Source organism: Cupriavidus sp. UYPR2.512 (genome assembly GCF_000379565.1).
Classification (GTDB): Bacteria; Pseudomonadota; Gammaproteobacteria; order Burkholderiales; family Burkholderiaceae; genus Cupriavidus.
Genome location: NZ_KB902853.1, coordinates 397554 through 417203, shown reverse-complemented (window position 1 = coordinate 417203; position 19650 = coordinate 397554). Strand labels below are relative to the sequence as shown.

19 protein-coding genes and 1 pseudogene are annotated in these 19650 nt (G+C 64.2%); 17 read left to right on the top strand and 3 right to left on the bottom strand.

What is annotated here, in order from left to right:
- The 3 genes from A3A5_RS0104700 to A3A5_RS0104690 all read right to left on the bottom strand — a co-directional run.
- The coding region (locus A3A5_RS0104700) for a citrate/2-methylcitrate synthase (RefSeq protein WP_026200457.1) at positions 1 to 271 on the bottom strand (271 nt) is incomplete at its 3' end.
- Positions 272 to 322: 51 nt separating this feature from the next.
- The gene (locus tag A3A5_RS0104695; RefSeq protein WP_026200456.1) at positions 323 to 1303 is read right to left on the bottom strand and encodes a CoA ester lyase; all 981 of its coding nucleotides are present in this window, start codon (positions 1301 to 1303) and stop codon (positions 323 to 325) included.
- 132 nt (positions 1304 to 1435) lie between these two features.
- On the bottom strand, positions 1436 to 2419 hold the full coding sequence (locus A3A5_RS0104690) for a malate dehydrogenase (protein WP_026200455.1): 984 nt from the start codon (positions 2417 to 2419) through the stop codon (positions 1436 to 1438).
- Between the two features lie 422 nt (positions 2420 to 2841).
- Between A3A5_RS0104690 and A3A5_RS0104685 the strand changes: the two genes are divergently transcribed.
- The 17 genes and pseudogenes from A3A5_RS0104685 to asd all read left to right on the top strand — a co-directional run bounded on the left by A3A5_RS0104685 (position 2842) and on the right by asd (position 19483).
- Complete coding sequence (locus tag A3A5_RS0104685) at positions 2842 to 3723, top strand: GntR family transcriptional regulator (RefSeq protein WP_026200454.1); 882 nt, start codon at positions 2842 to 2844, stop codon at positions 3721 to 3723.
- Positions 3724 to 3993: 270 nt separating this feature from the next.
- Positions 3994 to 4404 carry a succinate dehydrogenase, cytochrome b556 subunit gene (gene sdhC, locus A3A5_RS0104680; protein ID WP_010814616.1) on the top strand — a complete coding sequence of 137 codons (411 nt, stop codon included), beginning with the start codon at positions 3994 to 3996 and terminating at the stop codon, positions 4402 to 4404.
- 11 nt (positions 4405 to 4415) lie between these two features.
- Positions 4416 to 4781, top strand: coding sequence for a succinate dehydrogenase, hydrophobic membrane anchor protein (gene sdhD, locus A3A5_RS0104675; RefSeq protein WP_018309462.1), 366 nt, complete (start codon positions 4416 to 4418; stop codon positions 4779 to 4781).
- 3 nt (positions 4782 to 4784) lie between these two features.
- Positions 4785 to 6563 (top strand): succinate dehydrogenase flavoprotein subunit, encoded by a 1779-nt coding sequence (gene sdhA, locus A3A5_RS0104670; protein ID WP_026200453.1) that lies wholly within the window; start codon positions 4785 to 4787, stop codon positions 6561 to 6563.
- Positions 6564 to 6597: 34 nt separating this feature from the next.
- Complete coding sequence (locus A3A5_RS0104665; protein ID WP_011298473.1) at positions 6598 to 7299, top strand: succinate dehydrogenase iron-sulfur subunit; 702 nt, start codon at positions 6598 to 6600, stop codon at positions 7297 to 7299.
- Between the two features lie 77 nt (positions 7300 to 7376).
- Positions 7377 to 7664, top strand: coding sequence for a succinate dehydrogenase assembly factor 2 (locus tag A3A5_RS0104660; RefSeq protein WP_018309460.1), 288 nt, complete (start codon positions 7377 to 7379; stop codon positions 7662 to 7664).
- A gap of 43 nt (positions 7665 to 7707) precedes the next feature.
- On the top strand, positions 7708 to 9009 hold the full coding sequence (gene gltA, locus A3A5_RS0104655) for a citrate synthase (protein WP_018309459.1): 1302 nt from the start codon (positions 7708 to 7710) through the stop codon (positions 9007 to 9009).
- Between the two features lie 612 nt (positions 9010 to 9621).
- A complete protein-coding gene (locus A3A5_RS0104650) occupies positions 9622 to 10737 on the top strand; it encodes a branched-chain amino acid ABC transporter substrate-binding protein (protein ID WP_018309458.1) in 1116 nt (371 codons plus the stop codon).
- Between the two features lie 85 nt (positions 10738 to 10822).
- Positions 10823 to 11748, top strand: a pseudogene (livH, locus tag A3A5_RS37600) (high-affinity branched-chain amino acid ABC transporter permease LivH).
- A 14-nt stretch (positions 11749 to 11762) separates the two neighbouring features.
- Positions 11763 to 13043: a high-affinity branched-chain amino acid ABC transporter permease LivM gene (locus A3A5_RS0104640; RefSeq protein WP_026200452.1), complete on the top strand. Its 1281-nt coding sequence runs from the start codon at positions 11763 to 11765 to the stop codon at positions 13041 to 13043.
- Between the two features lie 8 nt (positions 13044 to 13051).
- Positions 13052 to 13825 carry a high-affinity branched-chain amino acid ABC transporter ATP-binding protein LivG gene (gene livG, locus A3A5_RS0104635; RefSeq protein ID WP_026200451.1) on the top strand — a complete coding sequence of 258 codons (774 nt, stop codon included), beginning with the start codon at positions 13052 to 13054 and terminating at the stop codon, positions 13823 to 13825.
- A complete protein-coding gene (locus A3A5_RS0104630) occupies positions 13825 to 14526 on the top strand; it encodes an ABC transporter ATP-binding protein (RefSeq protein ID WP_013957418.1) in 702 nt (233 codons plus the stop codon). The genes livG and A3A5_RS0104630 overlap by 1 nt, the downstream gene beginning before the upstream one ends.
- Positions 14527 to 14857: 331 nt before the next feature.
- Positions 14858 to 16267: a 3-isopropylmalate dehydratase large subunit gene (gene leuC, locus A3A5_RS0104625; RefSeq protein ID WP_018309455.1), complete on the top strand. Its 1410-nt coding sequence runs from the start codon at positions 14858 to 14860 to the stop codon at positions 16265 to 16267.
- 18 nt (positions 16268 to 16285) lie between these two features.
- Positions 16286 to 16936 (top strand): 3-isopropylmalate dehydratase small subunit, encoded by a 651-nt coding sequence (gene leuD, locus A3A5_RS0104620; RefSeq protein ID WP_018309454.1) that lies wholly within the window; start codon positions 16286 to 16288, stop codon positions 16934 to 16936.
- Between the two features lie 22 nt (positions 16937 to 16958).
- Complete coding sequence (gene leuB / locus A3A5_RS0104615) at positions 16959 to 18026, top strand: 3-isopropylmalate dehydrogenase (RefSeq protein ID WP_018309453.1); 1068 nt, start codon at positions 16959 to 16961, stop codon at positions 18024 to 18026.
- A gap of 99 nt (positions 18027 to 18125) precedes the next feature.
- Complete coding sequence (locus A3A5_RS45355; RefSeq protein WP_255343412.1) at positions 18126 to 18257, top strand: hypothetical protein; 132 nt, start codon at positions 18126 to 18128, stop codon at positions 18255 to 18257.
- Between the two features lie 89 nt (positions 18258 to 18346).
- Positions 18347 to 19483, top strand: a complete 1137-nt coding sequence (asd, locus tag A3A5_RS0104610) for an aspartate-semialdehyde dehydrogenase (protein WP_026200450.1) — start codon at positions 18347 to 18349, stop codon at positions 19481 to 19483.
- Positions 19484 to 19650 lie beyond the last annotated feature (167 nt).

Sequence of the window (19650 nt, the reverse complement as noted above, 5' to 3'; positions counted from 1 at the left end):
TGGCCTTGTAGGCGGCCAGTTCGGATTTGGTCGGCAGCTTGCCGTGCACCAGCAGGTGGGCGATTTCCTCGAACTCGCAGGTCTCGGCGATGTCGAGGATGTCGTAGCCGCGGTAGTGCAGGTCGTTGCCGGTGCGGCCGACGGTGCACAGCGCGGTGTTGCCGGCGGTCACGCCCGACAGGGCGACGGATTTCTTGACCCGGAGTGCGGCCGGCTCGCTGGCCGTGGCGTCGGCTGCTGCGGCGGGTGCGGCGAACTTCGAGGCGGACATCCGTGTCTCCCTGGGCGCTGCCCTGACTGGTTTTTGGTATGGGTATCGGCTTCAGGCGAAGAACAGCGCTTCCACATTGGCCGGCAGCGGCGTGCCGGTGGCCTGCGCGCGCTGCAGCAGCGACCAGTAGTAGCGGTAGCTGGCGCGGTCGTGCAACTGGCCGTCGTGGCGGATCGGCGCCCAGTTGTTCTCGTGCGCCGCCAGCAGGATCTGGCTGGCCGCGCCGATTTCTTCGGCACCCGGGCGGAACGCCGCCACGATCGGCGCGATCTGGCCCGGATGGATGCTCCACTTGCGCAGGTAGCCGAACTCGCTGCGCGCGCGCAGCGCATCGTCGCCGGCGCGCTGCGGCGCCTGCACGTCGGTGCTGACGTTGTGCGACGGCACCTTGCCGTGGCGGTGGCAGGCGGCGGAAATCTCCAGCATGGCGCGGCGGATCAGCGGGTGTTCGAACTGCTGCGGCGAGCGCATGGCTTCGCCCGGGATGGCGCCATGGTGGGCCGAGACAAAGTCCATCAGGCCGAAGCTCAGGCATTCCACCTGCACCAGCGCGGCAATATCGAAGGCCTGTTCCAGCGCGGCGTGGGTCTCGACCAGCACATGGATCGGGATATGCCGGGCGATGCCGGCGTTGCGCGCCACCTGGTTGACGTGATCGGTCACGCGCGCGACCTCGACCACGTCGGTGACCTTGGGCACCACCACATAGGCCAGGCGCGCGCCGGCGGCGCGCACCAGCACGTCGACGTCCTCGCGCCAGCTCGGGTGGGCCGGGTCATGGATGCGCACCCCGACGCGGTTGTGGGCATTGAGCGGGCTGTTGACCAGCTGCGCGCACAGCTCGGCATGCTCGCGCTCATGGCCGACGGCGGCGCCGTCCTCGCAGTCGAAGGTGATGTCGAAGACGGGGCCAAGCTCTTGTTGCAGGGCAAGCGATTTGCGCATCAGCTTTTCGCTGCCCGCGTAGTGGTCACACACCGGCAGCTGGACCGGGATGGCTTCGCCCTGGAACAAGACCTCGGAAGGATGCACGTTGATTCGGATCGGTTTGGGTTGACGGGGGAGAGCAGGGGCCATCGTAGCCCCTGAATATGAAAAAACCGGGGTCCGCGCTGATTCGTGAATCGTTGCGGAACCCCGGTCTTTCCTCGAGCGATCGGAGGATCAGCCCAGCAGGTGCTGCACGCCGGCCTTCTCTTCTTCCAGCTCCTTCAGGGTGATGTTGATCTTTTCCTGGCTGTAGGCGTCGATCTCCAGACCCTTGACGATCTCGTACTTGCCGTTGGCGGTGGTCACCGGGTAGCCGAACATGGTGTCGGCGGGGATGCCGTACTCGCCGTTCGACGGGATGCCCATGGTGACGACGCGGCCGTTGCTGCCCAGTACCCAGTCATGCACGTGGTCGATGGCGGCATTGGCAGCCGAAGCGGCCGACGACAGGCCACGGGCCTCGATGATGGCGGCGCCACGCTTGCCGACGGTCGGCAGGAACACGTCGTTGTTCCACACCGGGTCGTTGATCATGTCCTTGACGCTCTTGCCGTCGACGGTCGCGTAACGGTAGTCGGCGTACATGGTCGGGCTGTGGTTGCCCCACACGAACATCTTCTCGATCGACGACACCGGCTTGCCGGTCTTGGCGGCAATCTGCGACAGGGCGCGGTTGTGGTCCAGGCGCAGCATCGCGGTGAAGTTCTCGCGCGGCAGGTTCGGTGCCGACTTCATGGCGATGTAGGCGTTGGTGTTGGCCGGGTTGCCGACCACCAGCACCTTGACGTTGCGGCTGGCGACTTCGTCCAGCGCCTTGCCCTGCACGGTGAAGATCTGGGCGTTGGCTTCGAGCAGGTCCTTGCGCTCCATGCCCTTGCTGCGCGGACGGGCGCCAACCAGCAGGGCCACGTCGGCGTCCTTGAAGGCAACCTTGGGGTCATCGGTGATGACCACGCCGGCCAGCAGCGGGAACGCGCAGTCTTCCAGTTCCATCACCACGCCCTTGACGGCTTGCTGGGCTTGCGGGAGGTCGAGCAGTTGGAGGATGACCGGCTGGTCTTTGCCCAGCATGTCGCCATTGGCGATGCGGAACAGCAGGGAGTAGCCGATCTGGCCAGCGGCGCCGGTCACTGCGACGCGCATTGGGGCTTTAGCCATGAGTAAATCTCCAAACGATAGAAGGGGGGAAGCCGGTCGGTGGCATGCCGTTGCCGTAACACGGGGCGCGGCGGGTCACCGGGTGCTGGTTGTCGCCACAGCGGGGAGCGGCCGTCCGCCGGAACCTGGTGGCGGGGCCACGGGGCGGAACCGGTGAGGGAGAGCCACAACGGGTCATGGTGATGCAACAAAGCGTTAGTCTACTGCGAAGCGTGGCGCCATTTCCAGACCGGAGCGCTGCCAGGTCGATACATTCCGGTATCCTGGCTGCTGCTGGCGGGCCTGGGCGGGCCATCGCGGGCGTGGACCAGCGCGAGTGTAGGCCGGGCCCCCTGTGATGTCAATTCATATGTCTTATATAAGACATAAGACAATTAACGTAAGGCTGGACGTCTCTTGCCCTTTTGTGGTGAAATCCCGCTATGTCCTCCCTGCCTACGTCCCTGACTGGCGCAGCCGCACCCGGCGCGCCGGAATCTGGCGCCGCCACGCCTGGCGCCGGGGCGCAGCCGCCTTCTTCGCCGCCCGCGCCTGTGCCGCAGGCGGCCCCGCAATCTGGCCCCGCCTCTGGTCTGCAGTCCGTGCCGTCTCCTACCTTCAGCCCGCTCTACCAGCAGATCAAGGCGCTGATCACGCGCAGCCTGCAATCCGGCGAATGGAAGCCCGGCGAGATGATCCCCAGCGAAATGGAGCTGGCCTCCCGCTACAAGGTCAGCCAGGGCACGGTGCGCAAGGCCATCGACGAACTCGCCGCCGAGAACCTGGTGGCGCGCCGGCAGGGCAAGGGCACCTTCGTGACCACGCACCATGAAGACGTGGTCAAGTTCCGCTTCCTGCGCCTCGTCCCTGACGAAGGCGAACCCCATTATGGCGCCAGCCGCGTGCTGGAATGCAAGCGCCTGCGCGCCCCCGCCGAAATTGCCCGGCTGCTCGATATCCGCACCGGCGACAGCGTGGTGCAGATCCGCCGCGTGCTGAATTTCTCGGGCGAGTCGACCGTGCTGGACGAAATCTGGCTGCTCGGCGCCAACTTCAAGGGTCTCACCGCTGAAAAGCTGACCGAGTGGAAGGGCCCCATGTATGCATTATTCGAGGCCGAGTTCGGCACGCGCATGATCCGTGCCTCGGAGAAGATCCGCGCCGTGCCCGCCGATGAAACGGCTGCCGAGTTGCTGTCTGTCCCGATAGGCTCACCGCTGCTGTCAGTCGAGCGGGTGTCGTACACCTATGGCGACCGCCCCGTCGAAGTGCGCCGCGGACTGTACGTGACGGCGCGGCACTATTACCAGAACGACCTGAGCTGACGCCGGCGCATGGCATGATGCGTTGATTATTGTGGCTTTCGTCATGACGGTGCGGGCTGTTGCGCAGCGCGGGTGAATGTTGCACCCGATTACCGCCGGATGTGATGAGTGTGCGATTGTCGGGCGGCACCTGTTGGTACCTGATAGCTGAAAATTATTGGTGCAGCGCGCAACAAAGGCGCTAAAATCTCATGGATTTGCCCTAATGCATCCCGTTGCATGCAGGGCAATGGCAGTTTCGTTTTTTGTTTACCGCAAATGGGGTCTCGCATGGCTGAAGCCGTCAAACAAGCCAGGCCGGAGTACCGGAATATCGGTATCGCGCAGATTGCGCGCTATCGGTTGCCCTGGGCCGGCAAGGTATCCATCCTGCATCGCGTAAGCGGTGCGCTGATGTTCCTCCTCCTTCCCTTCGTCCTGTATCTGTTTGAGCAGAGCATCACTTCGGAACTGAGCTTCGCAAAGTTCTCGGCGCTTCTGTCCGGCGGCTTCGTCAAGCTGGTTCTGCTGGTCCTGATCTGGGGTTATCTGCATCACTTCTGCGCGGGTATCCGTTTCCTGCTGCTGGATGTGCACGTCGGCGTTTCCAAGCCGGCCTCGGCCAAGTCTGCCATTGGCGTGCTGGTTGTGAGCCTGCTGCTTACCCTGATTTTCGGCCTGAAGCTGTTCGGCCTGTTCTGAGGAGAATCAAGGTGGCAAATAACAATATCGGTCCCAAGCGTCTTGTCGTCGGTGCGCACTACGGCCTGAAAGACTGGCTGGCGCAACGCGTCACGGCCGTGATCATGGTGGTCTTCACCGTGGTCCTGGCCATTGCCTTCCTGCTGTCGAACGGCGCTTCGTATGAAGCGTGGGCAGGGCTCTTCTCCAGCCAGTGGATGAAGATCATCACGTTCCTGACCATCCTGTCGCTGCTGTATCACGCCTGGATCGGCGTGCGCGACATCTGGATGGACTATGTGCGTCCGATGGCCGTGCGCCTCGTGCTGCAAGTTCTTACGATTCTGTGGCTCGTCGGTTGCGCGGGCTACGCTGCTCAGATTCTCTGGAGGGTGTAATAAATGGTCGCAGTCAAGACTGGATTGCCGCGTCGACGTTTCGACGTGGTCATCGTCGGTGCTGGCGGCGCCGGGATGCGCGCATCCCTCCAGCTCGCGGAAGCCGGCCTGAACGTGGCCGTGCTGTCCAAGGTGTTCCCGACGCGCTCGCATACGGTGGCGGCACAGGGCGGCATCGGCGCTTCGCTGGGGAACATGAGCGAAGACAACTGGCACTACCACTTCTACGACACCATCAAGGGCTCGGACTGGCTGGGTGACCAGGACGCGATCGAGTTCATGTGCCGTGAAGCCCCGAAGGTCGTGTACGAGCTCGAACACTTCGGCATGCCGTTCGACCGCAACCCCGACGGCACCATCTACCAGCGTCCGTTCGGCGGCCACACCGCCAACTACGGTGAAAAGCCCGTGCAGCGCGCCTGCGCCGCGGCTGACCGTACCGGCCACGCGCTGCTGCACACGCTGTACCAGCGCAACGTGCGCGCCAAGACCCACTTCTTTGTCGAATGGATGGCGCTGGATCTGATCCGCGACCAGGACGGCGACGTGCTGGGCGTGACCGCGCTGGAAATGGAAACCGGCGAGGTCTACATCCTCGAGGCCAAGACCACGCTGTTCGCGACCGGCGGTGCCGGCCGTATCTATGCCGCTTCCACCAACGCCTTCATCAACACCGGTGACGGCCTGGGCATGGCGGCGCGCGCTGGCGTGCCGCTGGAAGACATGGAGTTCTGGCAGTTCCACCCGACCGGCGTGGCCGGCGCGGGCGTGCTGATCACCGAAGGCGTGCGCGGCGAAGGCGGTATCCTGCGCAACAAGGACGGCGAGCGCTTCATGGAGCGCTATGCCCCGACCCTGAAGGACCTGGCGCCGCGTGACTTCGTCTCGCGCTCGATGGACCAGGAAATCAAGGAAGGCCGCGGCTGCGGCCCGAACGGCGACTACGTGCTGCTCGACCTGACCCACGTCGGTGCCGAGACCATCATGAAGCGCCTGCCGTCGATCCGCGAAATCGGCATGAAGTTCGCCAACGTCGACGCGATCAAGGAACCGATCCCGGTGGTCCCGACCATCCACTACCAGATGGGCGGTATCCCGACCAACTATCACGGCCAGGTCGTGGTGCCGAAGAACGGCAACCCGAACGAAGTCCTGAACGGTTTCTACGCGATCGGCGAATGCTCGTGCGTGTCGGTGCACGGCGCCAACCGCCTGGGCACCAACTCGCTGCTCGACCTGGTGGTGTTCGGCCGTGCTGCCGGCAACCACATCATCGCGCAGAACCTGAAGCAGAAGGAACACAAGCCGTTGCCGGCAGATGCCGCCGACCTGGCGATGTCGCGCCTGGCCAAGCTGCAAGGCACGAGCTCGGGTGAATACACGCAGGATGTCGCCAACGACATCCGCAAGAACATGCAGTCGCATGCCGGCGTGTTCCGTACGCAGAAGCTGATGGACGAAGGCGTCGAGCGCATCCTGGAAGTGTCCGAGCGCGCCAACGACATCCACCTGAAGGACAAGTCCAAGGTCTTCAACACCGCGCTGGTGGAAGCCCTGGAAGTGGCCAACCTGGTGGAAGTGGCCAAGGCCACCATGATCTCGGCGGCGGCCCGCAAGGAATCGCGCGGCGCCCACGCGCACAGCGACTTCCCGAATCGCGACGACCAGAACTGGCTCAAGCACACGCTGTTCTACAGCGAAGGCAACCGCCTCGACTACAAGCCGGTGAAGATGGAACCGCTGACGGTGGAAAGCGTGCCGCCGAAGGCCCGTACCTTCTGAGCACCGCATCGTAGAGACAACAGGACCCACAGAAATGAAGCGTATTTTCGAAGTCTACCGCTACGATCCGGACAAGGATGCGGCACCGCGCATGCAGACCTATGAGGTCGAGCTGGACGGTCACGAGCGCATGCTGCTGGACGCGCTGGTCAAGCTGAAGAAGCTGGACGAGACCATCTCGTTCCGCCGTTCGTGCCGTGAAGGCGTGTGCGGCTCGGACGCGATGAACATCAACGGCAAGAACGGCCTGGCCTGCCTGACCAATATGCGCGAGCTGCCGGACCGCATCGTGCTGCGTCCGCTGCCCGGCCTGCCGGTGGTGCGCGACCTGATCGTCGACATGACGAACTTCTTCAAGCAGTACAACTCGATCAAGCCGTTCCTGATCAACGACGAGCCGCCGCCCGAGAAAGAGCGCCTGCAGTCGCCGGAAGAGCGTGACGAGCTGGACGGCCTGTATGAGTGCATTCTCTGCGCCAGCTGCTCGACGTCGTGTCCGTCGTTCTGGTGGAACCCGGACAAGTTCGTCGGCCCCGCCGGCCTGCTGCAGGCGTACCGCTTCATCGCGGACAGCCGCGACCAGGCCACCAGCGAGCGTCTGGACAACCTGAACGACCCGTACCGCCTGTTCCGTTGCCACAGCATCATGAACTGCGTCGATGTGTGCCCCAAGGGTCTGAACCCGACCAAGGCCATCGGCAAGATCAAGGAGCTGATGGTCCGCCGCGCGGTCTGATCCGGCGGCTGTCCCAGTAGTAAGCGGTGCGTCAGCCTGTGCGGCTATACAGGTTGACGCGCCGGAAGTAGGAAGCCATGACTGAGAGTCCTGCCACCACTTTCTCCCATCAGGCCGATCCGCACAAGCGCGCCCGCCTGCGCTGGCGCGCCCGCCGCGGCCTTCTGGAGAACGACATCATCGTCGAACGTTTTTTCAACCGTTACGAGGAGAGCCTGTCCGACGAGGACGTGGCTTCGCTGAGCACGCTGTTCGAACTCAGCGACAACGAGTTGATGGACCTGCTCCTTGCGCGCAAGGAACTGGACGGTGAGCTCGACACGCCCCCGATGCAGCGAGTGATCACCCTGCTGCGTACGGTCTGAGTTTTGGTCAACATTATTATTCACAGCATTTGAAGGATCCGACATGACGCCGTCCGATGTGAAAGCCACGCTATCGTTCTCCGATGGTTCCCCCAGCGTTGAGCTGCCGATTTATACGGGCACCGTTGGCCCGGACGTGATCGACATTCGCAAGCTGTACGGACAAACCGGTAAGTTCACCTACGACCCCGGTTTCATGTCGACGGCTTCGTGCAATTCGAAGATCACCTACATCGACGGCGACAAGGGCGAGCTGCTGTACCGCGGCTACCCGATCGAGCAGCTGGCGCAGAAGTGCGACCATCTCGAAACCTGCTACCTGCTGCTCAAGGGCGAGCTGCCCAACGCCAAGCAGAAGGAAGAATTCGTTGGCCACGTCATGAACCACACCATGGTTCACGAGCAGCTGCAGTTCTTCATGCGCGGTTTCCGCCGCGATGCGCACCCGATGGCCGTGCTGACCGGCCTGGTGGGTGCCATGAGCGCGTTCTATCACGACGCGATGGACATCGACGATCCGCACCAGCGCGAGATCTCGGCCATCCGCCTGATCGCCAAGATGCCGACCATGGTCGCGATGGCGTACAAGTACAACATCGGTCAGCCGTACATCTATCCGCAGAACGACCTGTCCTACTCGGGCAACTTCCTGCGCATGCTGTTCGGCACGCCGTGCGCCCCGTACACCGTCAACCCGGTGCTGGAGCGCGCGCTGGACCGCATCTTCATCCTGCACGCCGACCACGAGCAGAACGCGTCGACCTCGACCGTGCGCCTGGCCGGTTCGTCGGGCACGAACCCCTTCGCCGCCATCGCCGCCGGCGTGGCCTGCCTGTGGGGTCCGGCCCACGGCGGCGCCAACGAAGCCGCGCTGAAGATGCTGGAAGAGATCGGCAGCGTCGACAACATCGGCGAGTTCATCAAGCAGGTCAAGGACAAGAACTCGGGCGTGCGCCTGATGGGCTTTGGCCACCGCGTGTACAAGAACTACGATCCGCGTGCCAAGCTGATGCGCGAAACCTGCCATGAAGTGCTGGAAGAGCTGGGCCTGCACAACGACCCGCTGTTCAAGCTGGCCATGGAGCTGGAAAAGATCGCCCTGGAAGACGAGTACTTCGTCAGCCGCAAGCTGTACCCGAACGTCGACTTCTACTCTGGCATTGTCCAGCGCGCGCTGGGTATCCCGACGTCGCTGTTCACCTGCATCTTCGCGCTGGCCCGTACCCCGGGCTGGATCTCGCAGTGGGAAGAGATGATTACCGATCCGGAATACAAGATTGGTCGTCCGCGTCAGTTGTTTGTTGGCGCAGCTACCCGCAATGTGCCGGATGTGGCCAAGCGGTAAGCGGTTGGGTTTGGTCTGGCCGCTTTGATGCGGTAAGAGAGACGCCCCGGTTTTCCGGGGCGTTTTTTTGTTTGGGCGCGCGCTCGATGTCTCGCAGGCTTATGGCCCGAATCTCTCTCTGCCTGACTCCGGATCGGCCTCGATTGTTGCGGCGTTCCCGCCATCCCGCCCGCCAGGAAAGTGCTTCCTACACCAATCCCTGCTGCAGTGCACAAAAGTGGTGATAAAAGCAATTTGTGGGCAATCGTGCCGCCGTCTGTCCATCTAGTCTGGCATATATTGTGCGATTTTCGCGTCCGGCAGGAAATTTGACCCTATAATGCGGGCTGCTTTGCCGACGGCAGCCGGGCCACCCTTCCGGCATGTGGTGCGGCAAGCGGGGCAGGCGAATCGCTTGCGCAATAGAGAACGCATCAAACGTTGTCTTTCCGAACCTTGGTCCCCATACCTCAGTGGGACTGACACATGCCGGGCCCCGCATACGCTGTCTCTTCCTGCAGGCCTGTCTTCCGCGTCTCGGGCGTCTTTATTCGTAGTCCGCGGGTGTTGTTCGATTGCGCAGGTCACACCGTTTCTGCCCGGTTGACCCAAACATAAATCGAGGAGCTCCTGATGACGCTGTCCCGTCTTACGTCCATCTCGCTGGCCACCATGCTGGCCACCTTTGGCGTCGCTGCCAACGCCGAAACCGTGAAGATCGCCCTTGCCGGCCCGATGAGTGGCTCGGTGGCGCAGTATGGCGACATGGTCAAGGCCGGTGCGCTGACCGCCATCGAACAGATCAACGCAGCTGGCGGCGCCGGCGGCAACAAGTTCGAAGTGGTGATGATGGACGACGCCTGCGAGCCGAAGCAGGCCGTGGCGGTTGCCAACAAGATCGTCAGCCAGAACATCAAGTACGTGATCGGCCACGTCTGCTCGGGTTCGACCATCCCGGCTTCGGACATCTACGAGAACGAAGGCATCGTGATGGTGACGCCGTCGGCCACCGCGCCGCAGCTGACCGAGACCAAGAAGCGCAAGTTCATCTTCCGCACCATTGGCCGCGACGACCAGCAGGGCCCGGCCGCTGCCCAGTACATCATCAGCAAGGTCAAGCCGAAGAAGGTTGCGGTGCTGCACGACAAGCAGTCGTATGGCCAGGGCATTGCCAGCTCGGTGAAGAAGGACCTGGAAGCCGCCAAGATCCCGGTGGCCGTGTTCGAAGGCATCAACGCCGGCGATTCGGACTACTCCGCCGTCATTACCAAGCTCAAGTCGCAGGGCGTGGACTTTGTCTATTTCGGCGGCTACCACCCGGAAATGGGCCTGCTGCTGCGCCAGGCGCGCGAGCAGGGCGTGAAGGCCGCCTTCATGGGTCCCGAGGGCGTGGGCAACAAGGATGTGACGGCGATTGCCGGCCCGTCCTCGGAGGGTATGCTGGTGACGCTGCCGGCCGACTTCTCGGCCGATCCGGCCAACGCCGCGCTGGTGAAGGCCTTTGCCGACAAGAAGCGTGACGCGAACGGTCCGTTCCAGATGCCGGCCTATGCCGCCGTCAAGATCATCGGCGACGCCATTGCCGGTGCCAAGAGCACCGACCCGGCCAAGGTTGCGGCGTACATGCACAAGAACGCCTTTACGACCCCGATCGGCAAGGTCGAGTACGACGACAAGGGCGACCTGAAGTCCTTCAAGTTCGTGGTCTACACCTGGCACAAGGACGCCAGCAAGACCGCCGCCAACTAAGCCGGCGCTTCTTCCCGCACACGCCTCGCCCGCATCCCGGGCGGGGCGTGTTGGTATCGGGCTTCAAGTTCCTGAGGCTTCCCCAATGAATGAATTCCTTCCACAGTTCACCCAGCAGCTGGTCAATGGCCTGACGCTGGGTGCGATCTATGCGCTGATCGCCATCGGCTACACAATGGTCTACGGCATCATCGGCATGATCAATTTCGCGCACGGCGAGATTTACATGATCGGCGCCTATGTCGGCCTGGTCACGCTCACCGCGATCGGCGCCCAGGCAGGCTATCCCCTGCCGCTGGTGCTGGGCGCCGCCTTGCTGGTCTCGGTGCTGGTCACCGGGGTCTACGGCTATGCGGTCGAGCGGGTGGCATACCGGCCCTTGCGGGGCGGACCGCGGCTGGTGCCGCTGATCTCAGCCATCGGCATGTCGATCTTCCTGCAGAACTATGTCCAGATCGGGCAGGGCGCGCGCGACGTGTCCGTGCCGGTGCTGATCTCGGGCGCCATCGAGTTTCAGATGGGCAGTGACTTCACCGTGACGGTGCCGTACTCGCGCCTGCTGATCGTCGGCGTGACGCTGCTGCTGATGATCGCGCTGACGCTGTTTATCGGCCGTTCGCGCATGGGCCGTGCCTGCCGCGCCTGCGCCGAAGACATGCGCATGGCCAACCTGCTGGGTATCGACACCAACAAGGTGATTTCCTTCACCTTCGTGCTGGGTGCGATGCTGGCGGCGGTGGGCGGCGTGCTGATCGGGCTGACCATCGGCAAGCTCAACCCTTTATCGGCTTTATCGCCGGCATCAAGGCCTTTACCGCGGCGGTGCTGGGCGGCATCGGCAGCATCCCGGGCGCGATGCTCGGCGGCGTGCTGCTGGGCCTGGCGGAGACCTTCGCCTCGGGCTATATGCCGGCCGAGTACAAGGACGTGGTCGCGTTCAGCCTGCTGGTGCTGGTGCTGCTGTTCCGTCCGACCGGGCTGCTGGGCAAGCCTGATGTCGAAAAGGTCTGAGGGAGGAGGAGACCATGACCAACAAAATTAGCGCGATGCCTGCGGGGCAAGCCGTCCGCGCGGCCGCGCCCGGGCAATCGCTGAAGAACGCGATCTTCGCGGCCGTGATGACGGCCATCCTCACAATTCCCATCCTGGGCCTGCAGCTCAAGCTGGAGGGCTACAAGGTAGTGCTCGAGCCGCACTGGCGGCCGGTGTGGATCGCCGTGGCGGCGGTGTTCCTGTTCCAGTTGTTCAAGCCGCTGCTGTCGCGTGCCGGCAGCGCCGTGCGCCTGCCGTCGGTGCCGCAACTCGGGGCGCGCGAGCAGCGCGTGGCGGTGTGGGTGCTGCTTGCGGTCGGGCTGGTGTGGCCGTTTTTCGGCTCGCGCGGCGCGGTGGACGTGGCCACGCTGGCGCTGATCTACGTGATCCTGGGGCTGGGCCTGAATATCGTGGTGGGCTATGCCGGCCTGCTTGACCTGGGCTATGTCGGCTTCTACGCGATCGGCGGCTATACCTATGCGCTGCTCAACCAGCACTTCGGACTGGGCTTCTGGGAATGCCTGCCGATCGCCGCGGCGATGTCGGCCACCTTCGGCTTCCTGCTGGGGTTCCCGGTGCTGCGGCTGCGTGGCGACTACCTCGCCATCGTGACGCTGGGCTTCGGCGAGATCATCCGCCTGCTGGCCAATAACCTGACCAGCCTGACCGGCGGCCCGGACGGCGTCTCGGGCATCCCGAAGCCCACTGTGTTCGGCATCGAGATGGCGCGCAGTGCGAGCGTGGACGGCGCCAGGACCTTCCATGAACTGATTGGCCTGGATTACAGCAGCCAGCACATGGTGATCTTGCTCTACCTGATCGCGCTGCTGCTGGTGGGCTTCACGCTGTTCGTGACCAGCCGCCTGATCCGCATGCCGATGGGCCGCGCCTGGGAGGCACTGCGCGAAGACGAGATCGCCTGCCGTTCGCTGGGCCTGAATCCGACCCGCATCAAGCTGTCGGCGTTCACGCTGGGCGCATCGTTCGCCGGCATCGGCGGCGCGTTCTTCGCGGCGCGCCAGGGGCTGGTCAATCCGGAATCGTTCACCTTCATCGAATCGGCGCTGGTGCTGGCCGTGGTGGTGCTGGGCGGCATGGGCTCGCAGCTGGGCGTGATCCTGGCGGCGATCCTGCTGACCGCGCTGCCCGAGGTGGCGCGCGGCTTTGCCGAATATCGCATGCTGATCTTCGGCCTGGTGATGGTGCTGATGATGATGTGGCGTCCGCAGGGCCTGCTGCCCGCGAGCCGCCCGCACGTGGAGCTTCCCCGATGAATGCGGCGATGAGTACAAAGGCAGAACTGCTGAAGGTCTCCGGCCTGCAGATGCGCTTCGGCGGCCTGCTGGCGGTCGACGGTATCGATTTCAATGTGAAGCGCGACGAGGTCTTCGCCATCATCGGCCCCAACGGCGCCGGCAAGACCACCGTGTTCAACTGCGTGGGCGGCTTCTACAAGCCTAGCGCGGGCGAGGTCACGCTGGACGGCCACGCCATCGCCGGCCTGCCCAGCCACCAGGTGGCGCGCCAGGGCCTGGTGCGCACCTTCCAGAACATCCGCCTGTTCAAGTCGCTGACGGTGGTGGAAAACCTGCTGGTCGCGCAGCACCTGCAGGTGCAGTCCGGCATCCTGCGCGGGCTCTTTGCCACCCCGGCGTACCGCCGTGCCGAGCGCGAGGCGCTGGAGCGCGCCGCGGTCTGGCTCGAGCGGATGGGCCTGGCCAAGGTCGCCAACCGCGAGGCCGGCACGCTGTCGTATGGCCACCAGCGCCGGCTGGAGATCGCACGCTGCATGATCACCAAGCCGCGCCTCTTGATGCTGGACGAGCCGGCGGCCGGCCTGAACCCGCAGGAGAAGATCGAGCTGCAGCAGCTGATCGACCAACTGCGGCGCGAGTTCGGCATTGCCGTGCTGCTGATCGAGCACGACATGAGCCTGGTGATGGGCGTCTCCGACCGCATCCTGGTGATGGAGCACGGCAAGCCGATCGTGACTGGCAAGCCGGACCAAGTGCGCAACGACCCGCGCGTGATCAAGGCCTACCTGGGAGAGGACTGATGCTGAAGCTGGAACAGGTCCATACCCACTACGGCGCCGTCGAGGCGCTGTCGGGCGTATCGATCGAAGTCAACAAGGGGGAGATCGTCACCCTGATCGGCAGCAACGGCGCCGGCAAGACGACGCTGATGATGACCGTGTGCGGCACGCCGCGCGCGTCCAGCGGGCGCGTGACGTTCGAAGGGCAGGACATCACCAACCGGTCCACGCACGAGATCATGCGCCTGGGCATGGCGATCTCGCCCGAGGGCCGGCGCGTGTTCCCGAGCCTGACGGTGCTGGAGAACCTGAAGATGGGCGCTTTCTTCGCCAGGCGCGACGAGATCGAGGCGGGCATCGAGCACGTCTTCAAGCTGTTTCCGCGCCTGAACCAGCGCGCCAGCCAGCGCGCCGGCACCATGTCGGGCGGCGAGCAACAGATGCTGGCGATCGGCCGCGCGCTGATGAGCCGGCCGCGCCTGCTGCTGTTGGACGAGCCCACGCTTGGGCTGGCGCCGCTGATCATCGCGCAGATCTTCGACATCATCCGCACCATTCGTGACGAAGGCGTCACTGTGTTCCTGGTCGAGCAGAATGCCAACAAGGCACTGCAGGTCGCGGACCGCGGCTATGTGCTCGAAACCGGCAAGGTGGTGCTGGCCGATACCGGCGCCAACCTGCTGGCCAACGACCGGATCAAGGCCGCCTACCTGGGCGGCTGATTCTGAGAGGCCGCCGCCCCCAGGCGGGGCGGCGGCCTTTTCCTTTTCGCCATCCGCGAAATCCCCCTTTCGCCAATCACATTACATTGCAGCCGCCGCCCGGGCCGGGCAGGGGGCTGGGTGCCGCACCCCCTGTGGCATAATCGATTGCCAAGTCAAGCATTGCAGCAACGCTTGAAATAACGCTCGCTTCAGGCGGCTTCCGGCGCGATCATCGCTATCGCCACCCGCTCGCCACCGCGACCGAAGCGAATAAAACCCCTGCAAACTACTGCGCGGTCACCGCAGGCCTCTCCTGCAAAGGATCGGTCCTCCGGGCCGCCATCGCATCATGGCCAAGACGCTCTACGACAAACTCTGGGATGACCACACCGTCCACGTCGAGGAAGACGGCACCACGCTGCTCTATATCGACCGCCACCTGCTGCATGAAGTGACCAGCCCGCAGGCGTTCGAAGGGCTGAAGCTGGCGCAGCGTCCGGTATGGCGCATCAGCGCCAACCTGGCCGTGTCGGACCACAACGTGCCGACCACCGACCGCAGCCAGGGCATTGCCGATCCGGTGTCGAAGCTCCAGGTCGATACGCTGGATGCGAACTGCGACAGCTTTGGCATTACCCAGTTCAAGATGAACGACCACCGCCAGGGCATCGTGCACGTAATCGGGCCGGAGCAGGGCGCCACGCTGCCGGGCATGACCGTGGTGTGCGGCGACTCGCATACCAGCACGCATGGTGCGTTCGGCGCGCTGGCGCACGGCATCGGCACCTCCGAGGTGGAGCACGTGCTGGCCACGCAGACGCTGCTGGGCAAGAAGGCCAGGAACATGCTGGTCAAGGTGGAAGGGAAGCTGCCGCGCGGCTGCACCGCCAAGGACATCGTGCTGGCCGTGATCGGCAAGATCGGCACCGCGGGCGGCACCGGCTACACCATCGAATTTGCCGGCTCGGCCATCCGCGACCTGACCATGGAAGGCCGCATGACGGTCTGCAACATGGCGATCGAAGCCGGTGCGCGCGCCGGCCTGGTGGCAGTGGACGACGTCACGCTCGAATACGTGAAGGGCCGCCCCTACGCGCCGCAGGGCGTGGAGTGGGAGCAGGCCGTGGCCTACTGGCGCACGCTGCATTCGGATGCCGGGGCCAAGTTCGACCAGGTGGTCGAGCTGCGCGCCGAAGGCGTCCGTCCGCAGGTGACCTGGGGCACCTCGCCGGAAATGGTGATCAGCATTGAAGACCGCGTGCCGGACCCCGAGAAGGAAAAGGACCCGAACAAGCGCAACGCCATGGAGCGCGCGCTGGAATACATGGGCCTGCAGCCCAACGTGCCGGTCGAGAGCATCAACATCGACAAGGTCTTCATCGGTTCCTGCACCAACAGCCGCATCGAAGACATGCGCGCCGCCGCGTGGGTGGTGCAGAAGCTGGGCCGCAAGGTTGCTGCCAACGTGAAGCTGGCGATGGTGGTGCCGGGTTCGGGCCTGGTCAAGGAACAGGCCGAGCGCGAAGGCCTGGACCAGATCTTCAAGGCCGCCGGCTTTGAATGGCGCGAGCCGGGCTGCTCGATGTGCCTGGCCATGAATGCCGACCGCCTCGATGCGGGCGAGCGTTGCGCCTCGACCTCGAACCGCAACTTCGAAGGCCGCCAGGGCGCGGGCGGGCGCACGCACCTGGTGAGCCCGGCGATGGCAGCGGCCGCCGCCATCGAAGGCCATTTCGTCGATATCCGCAAGCTGGGCTGAGGAAGCAAGGAAAGAGACATGGACAAATTCACCGTACATAGCGGCCTCGTAGCGCCGCTCGACCGCGAAAACGTCGATACCGACGCCATCATCCCGAAGCAGTTCCTGAAGTCGATCCAGCGCACCGGCTTCGGCCCCAACCTGTTCGACGAGTGGCGCTACAAGGATGTGGGCCAGCCCGGCATGGACAACAGCAAGCGTCCGCTGAACCCGGACTTCGTGCTGAACCAGCCGCGCTACCAGGGCGCGTCGATCCTGCTGGCGCGCCGCAACTTCGGCTGCGGCAGCTCGCGCGAGCATGCGCCGTGGGCGCTGACGCAATACGGCTTCCGCGCCGTGATCGCGCCGAGCTTCGCCGATATTTTCTTCAACAACTGCTACAAGAACGGCTTGCTGCCGGTGGCGCTGAGCGAGCAGCAGATCGATCACCTGTTCAACGAGACCAACGCGTTCAACGGCTACCAGCTGACCATCGACCTGGACAAGCAGGTTGTGCTCACGCCGTCGGGCCAGGGCTACGAGTTCGACATCGCCCCGTTCCGCAAGTACTGCATGCTGAATGGTTTTGACGATATCGGCCTGACCCTGCGCCACGCCGACAAGATCAAGGCTTATGAAGCCGAGCGCGTGGCGAAGATGCCGTGGCTGAACAACCGCCTGGTCGGATAAGGCTCTACGAGGAAAGACAACAATGAAGATCGCAGTCCTGCCGGGTGACGGCATCGGTCCCGAAATCGTCGCGGAGGCCGTCAAGGTCCTGAACGCGCTCGACGAGAAGTTTGAACTGGAAACCGCCCCGGTGGGCGGCGCCGGCTACGAGGCCGAAGGCCATCCGCTGCCGGAAAACACCCTGAAGCTGGCCAAGGAAGCCGATGCCATCCTGTTCGGCGCCGTGGGCGACTGGAAGTACGACAGCCTGGATCGCCCGCTGCGTCCGGAGCAGGCCATCCTGGGCCTGCGCAAGCACCTGCAGCTGTTCGCCAACTTCCGTCCGGCGATCTGCTACCCGGAACTGACCGGTGCCTCGAGCCTGAAGCCCGAGCTGGTGGCCGGCCTGGACATCCTGATCGTGCGCGAACTGAACGGCGACATTTACTTCGGCCAGCCGCGCGGCGTGCGCGAAGCGCCGGACGGCCTGTTCAAGGGCGCGCGCGAAGCCTTCGACACCATGCGCTACAGCGAGCCGGAAATCCGCCGGATCGCCCATGTGGCGTTCCAGGCCGCGGCCAAGCGCGGCAAGAAGCTGTGCAGCGTCGACAAGGCCAACGTGCTCGAGACCTTCCAGTTCTGGAAGGACATCGTGATCGAGGTGCACAAGGAGTACCCGGAGGTCGAGCTGTCGCACATGTATGTCGACAACGCAGCCATGCAGCTGGTCAAGGCACCCAAGAGCTTCGACGTGATCGTCACCGGCAATATGTTCGGCGACATCCTGTCGGACGAGGCCGCCATGCTGACCGGCTCGATCGGCATGCTGCCGTCGGCGTCGCTGGACGCCAACAACAAGGGCCTGTACGAACCGTCGCACGGCTCGGCGCCGGACATCGCCGGCAAGGGCGTGGCCAATCCGCTGGCCACCATCCTGTCGGCGGCGATGATGCTGCGCTACTCGCTGAACCGTGCCGGGCAGGCGGACCGCATCGAGAACGCGGTCAAGCAGGTGCTGGCCCAGGGCTACCGCACCGGCGACATCCTGACGCCGGGCTGCAAGCAGGTCGGTACCCGCGAGATGGGTGATGCGGTGCTGGCGGCACTGTAAGTCACACGCTGAAAGGGCACCGCAAATGCGGTGCCCTGGTTTTATTTGTCCCTTATTTCCACGCTGCGGCAGCGCCGCAAAATCGTGTAGACTCTGCGGATGGCCCGATTTTCCCAGTCCACCCTGACTGCTGTTGTCGCCCTGACCGCTACCCGCGGCCCGGTCGGCACGATTTCGCTCGGCCAATCTGCAACGACGATTAAAACCATTATTAAAACCGCGATCGCCTAGATCCGTTCGTCGTGCCTGCCCGTCTTCCCCGCGCAGCCACGCCGGGCGAGGAAAATGGCGGGGAAGTTCAAATCACATCGAGGTAAGTCATGATTGTAGGTCTCGTCGGTTGGCGGGGAATGGTCGGCAGCGTCCTGATGCAGCGCATGCAGGAAGAGCGTGATTTCGACCATATCGAGCCCGTCTTCTTCAGCACGTCCAATGCCGGCGGCAAGGCGCCCGCCATGGCGAAGAACGAAACCACGCTGAAAGATGCCAATGACATCGAAGCGCTGAAGAAGTGCGACGTGGTCGTGACCGCCCAGGGCGGCGACTACACCAACGAGGTTTTCCCCAAGCTGCGCGCGGCTGGCTGGAAGGGCTACTGGATCGATGCGGCGTCGTCGCTGCGTATGAAGGACGATGCCATCATCGTGCTCGATCCGGTCAACCAGGGCGTGATCAAGGACGCGCTGTCCAAGGGCGTGAAGAATTTCGTCGGCGGCAACTGCACGGTCAGCTGCATGCTGATGGGCCTGGGCGGCCTGTTCCAGGCCGACCTGATCGAGTGGATGACCTCGATGACGTACCAGGCGGCCTCGGGCGGCGGCGCGCAGCACATGCGCGAACTGCTGACCCAGTTCGGCACGCTGAACGCCTCGGTCAAGCCGCTGCTGGACAACCCGGCCTCGGCCATCCTGGAAATCGACCGCCAGATCCTGGCGACCCAGCACGGCCTGTCGGCCGATGAAACCAGGCAGTTCGGCGTGCCGCTGGCCGGCAACCTGATTCCCTGGATCGACAAGGACCTGGGCAACGGCCAGTCCAAGGAAGAATGGAAGGGCGGTGCCGAGACCAACAAGATCCTGGGCCGCGGCGAGGGCTTCCTGGGCGCGACCGGCGCCACGCCGATCGCCGTGGACGGCCTGTGCGTGCGCATCGGTGCCATGCGCTGCCACTCGCAGGCGCTGACCATCAAGCTGCGCAAGGATGTGCCGCTGGATGAGATCGAAGGCATGCTGGCCGCCCACAACCCGTGGGCCAAGGTGGTGCCGAATACGCGTGAGGCCAGCATGACCGACCTGACGCCCGCTGCCGTGACCGGCACGCTGACCATCCCGGTCGGCCGCCTGCGCAAGATGCAGATGGGCGGCGAGTACCTGTCCGCCTTCACCGTGGGCGACCAGTTGCTGTGGGGCGCGGCCGAGCCGCTGCGCCGCATGCTGCGTATCCTGATCGAGTCCTGATGGGAAGCGCCTGGTTGCGTCCGTTGCAGCCAGGCAACAGAAAGCACCGCTTTGCCGACAACGCCGCGCCCATGCGCGGCGTTGTTGTATCCGGGCGCCTATTCTAACGGGCGATGCGTCACAATACGCCGACATGCGCCCGGGCCCGCAGGGGTCAGCGCCTGCGC

What these genes read in the sequence shown, in the direction of transcription:
- A3A5_RS0104690 (WP_026200455.1), bottom strand. Translation starts at nt 2,419, where the DNA reads ATGGCTAAAGCCCCAATGCGCGTCGCAGTGACCGGCGCCGCTGGCCAG.
- A3A5_RS0104685 (WP_026200454.1), top strand. Translation starts at nt 2,842, where the DNA reads ATGTCCTCCCTGCCTACGTCCCTGACTGGCGCAGCCGCACCCGGCGCG.
- sdhC (WP_010814616.1), top strand. Translation starts at nt 3,994, where the DNA reads ATGGCTGAAGCCGTCAAACAAGCCAGGCCGGAGTACCGGAATATCGGT.
- sdhA (WP_026200453.1), top strand. Translation starts at nt 4,785, where the DNA reads ATGGTCGCAGTCAAGACTGGATTGCCGCGTCGACGTTTCGACGTGGTC.
- A3A5_RS0104665 (WP_011298473.1), top strand. Translation starts at nt 6,598, where the DNA reads ATGAAGCGTATTTTCGAAGTCTACCGCTACGATCCGGACAAGGATGCG.
- A3A5_RS0104660 (WP_018309460.1), top strand. Translation starts at nt 7,377, where the DNA reads ATGACTGAGAGTCCTGCCACCACTTTCTCCCATCAGGCCGATCCGCAC.
- gltA (WP_018309459.1), top strand. Translation starts at nt 7,708, where the DNA reads ATGACGCCGTCCGATGTGAAAGCCACGCTATCGTTCTCCGATGGTTCC.
- A3A5_RS0104650 (WP_018309458.1), top strand. Translation starts at nt 9,622, where the DNA reads ATGACGCTGTCCCGTCTTACGTCCATCTCGCTGGCCACCATGCTGGCC.
- A3A5_RS0104640 (WP_026200452.1), top strand. Translation starts at nt 11,763, where the DNA reads ATGACCAACAAAATTAGCGCGATGCCTGCGGGGCAAGCCGTCCGCGCG.
- livG (WP_026200451.1), top strand. Translation starts at nt 13,052, where the DNA reads ATGAGTACAAAGGCAGAACTGCTGAAGGTCTCCGGCCTGCAGATGCGC.
- A3A5_RS0104630 (WP_013957418.1), top strand. Translation starts at nt 13,825, where the DNA reads ATGCTGAAGCTGGAACAGGTCCATACCCACTACGGCGCCGTCGAGGCG.
- leuC (WP_018309455.1), top strand. Translation starts at nt 14,858, where the DNA reads ATGGCCAAGACGCTCTACGACAAACTCTGGGATGACCACACCGTCCAC.
- leuD (WP_018309454.1), top strand. Translation starts at nt 16,286, where the DNA reads ATGGACAAATTCACCGTACATAGCGGCCTCGTAGCGCCGCTCGACCGC.
- leuB (WP_018309453.1), top strand. Translation starts at nt 16,959, where the DNA reads ATGAAGATCGCAGTCCTGCCGGGTGACGGCATCGGTCCCGAAATCGTC.
- A3A5_RS45355 (WP_255343412.1), top strand. Translation starts at nt 18,126, where the DNA reads ATGGCCCGATTTTCCCAGTCCACCCTGACTGCTGTTGTCGCCCTGACC.
- asd (WP_026200450.1), top strand. Translation starts at nt 18,347, where the DNA reads ATGATTGTAGGTCTCGTCGGTTGGCGGGGAATGGTCGGCAGCGTCCTG.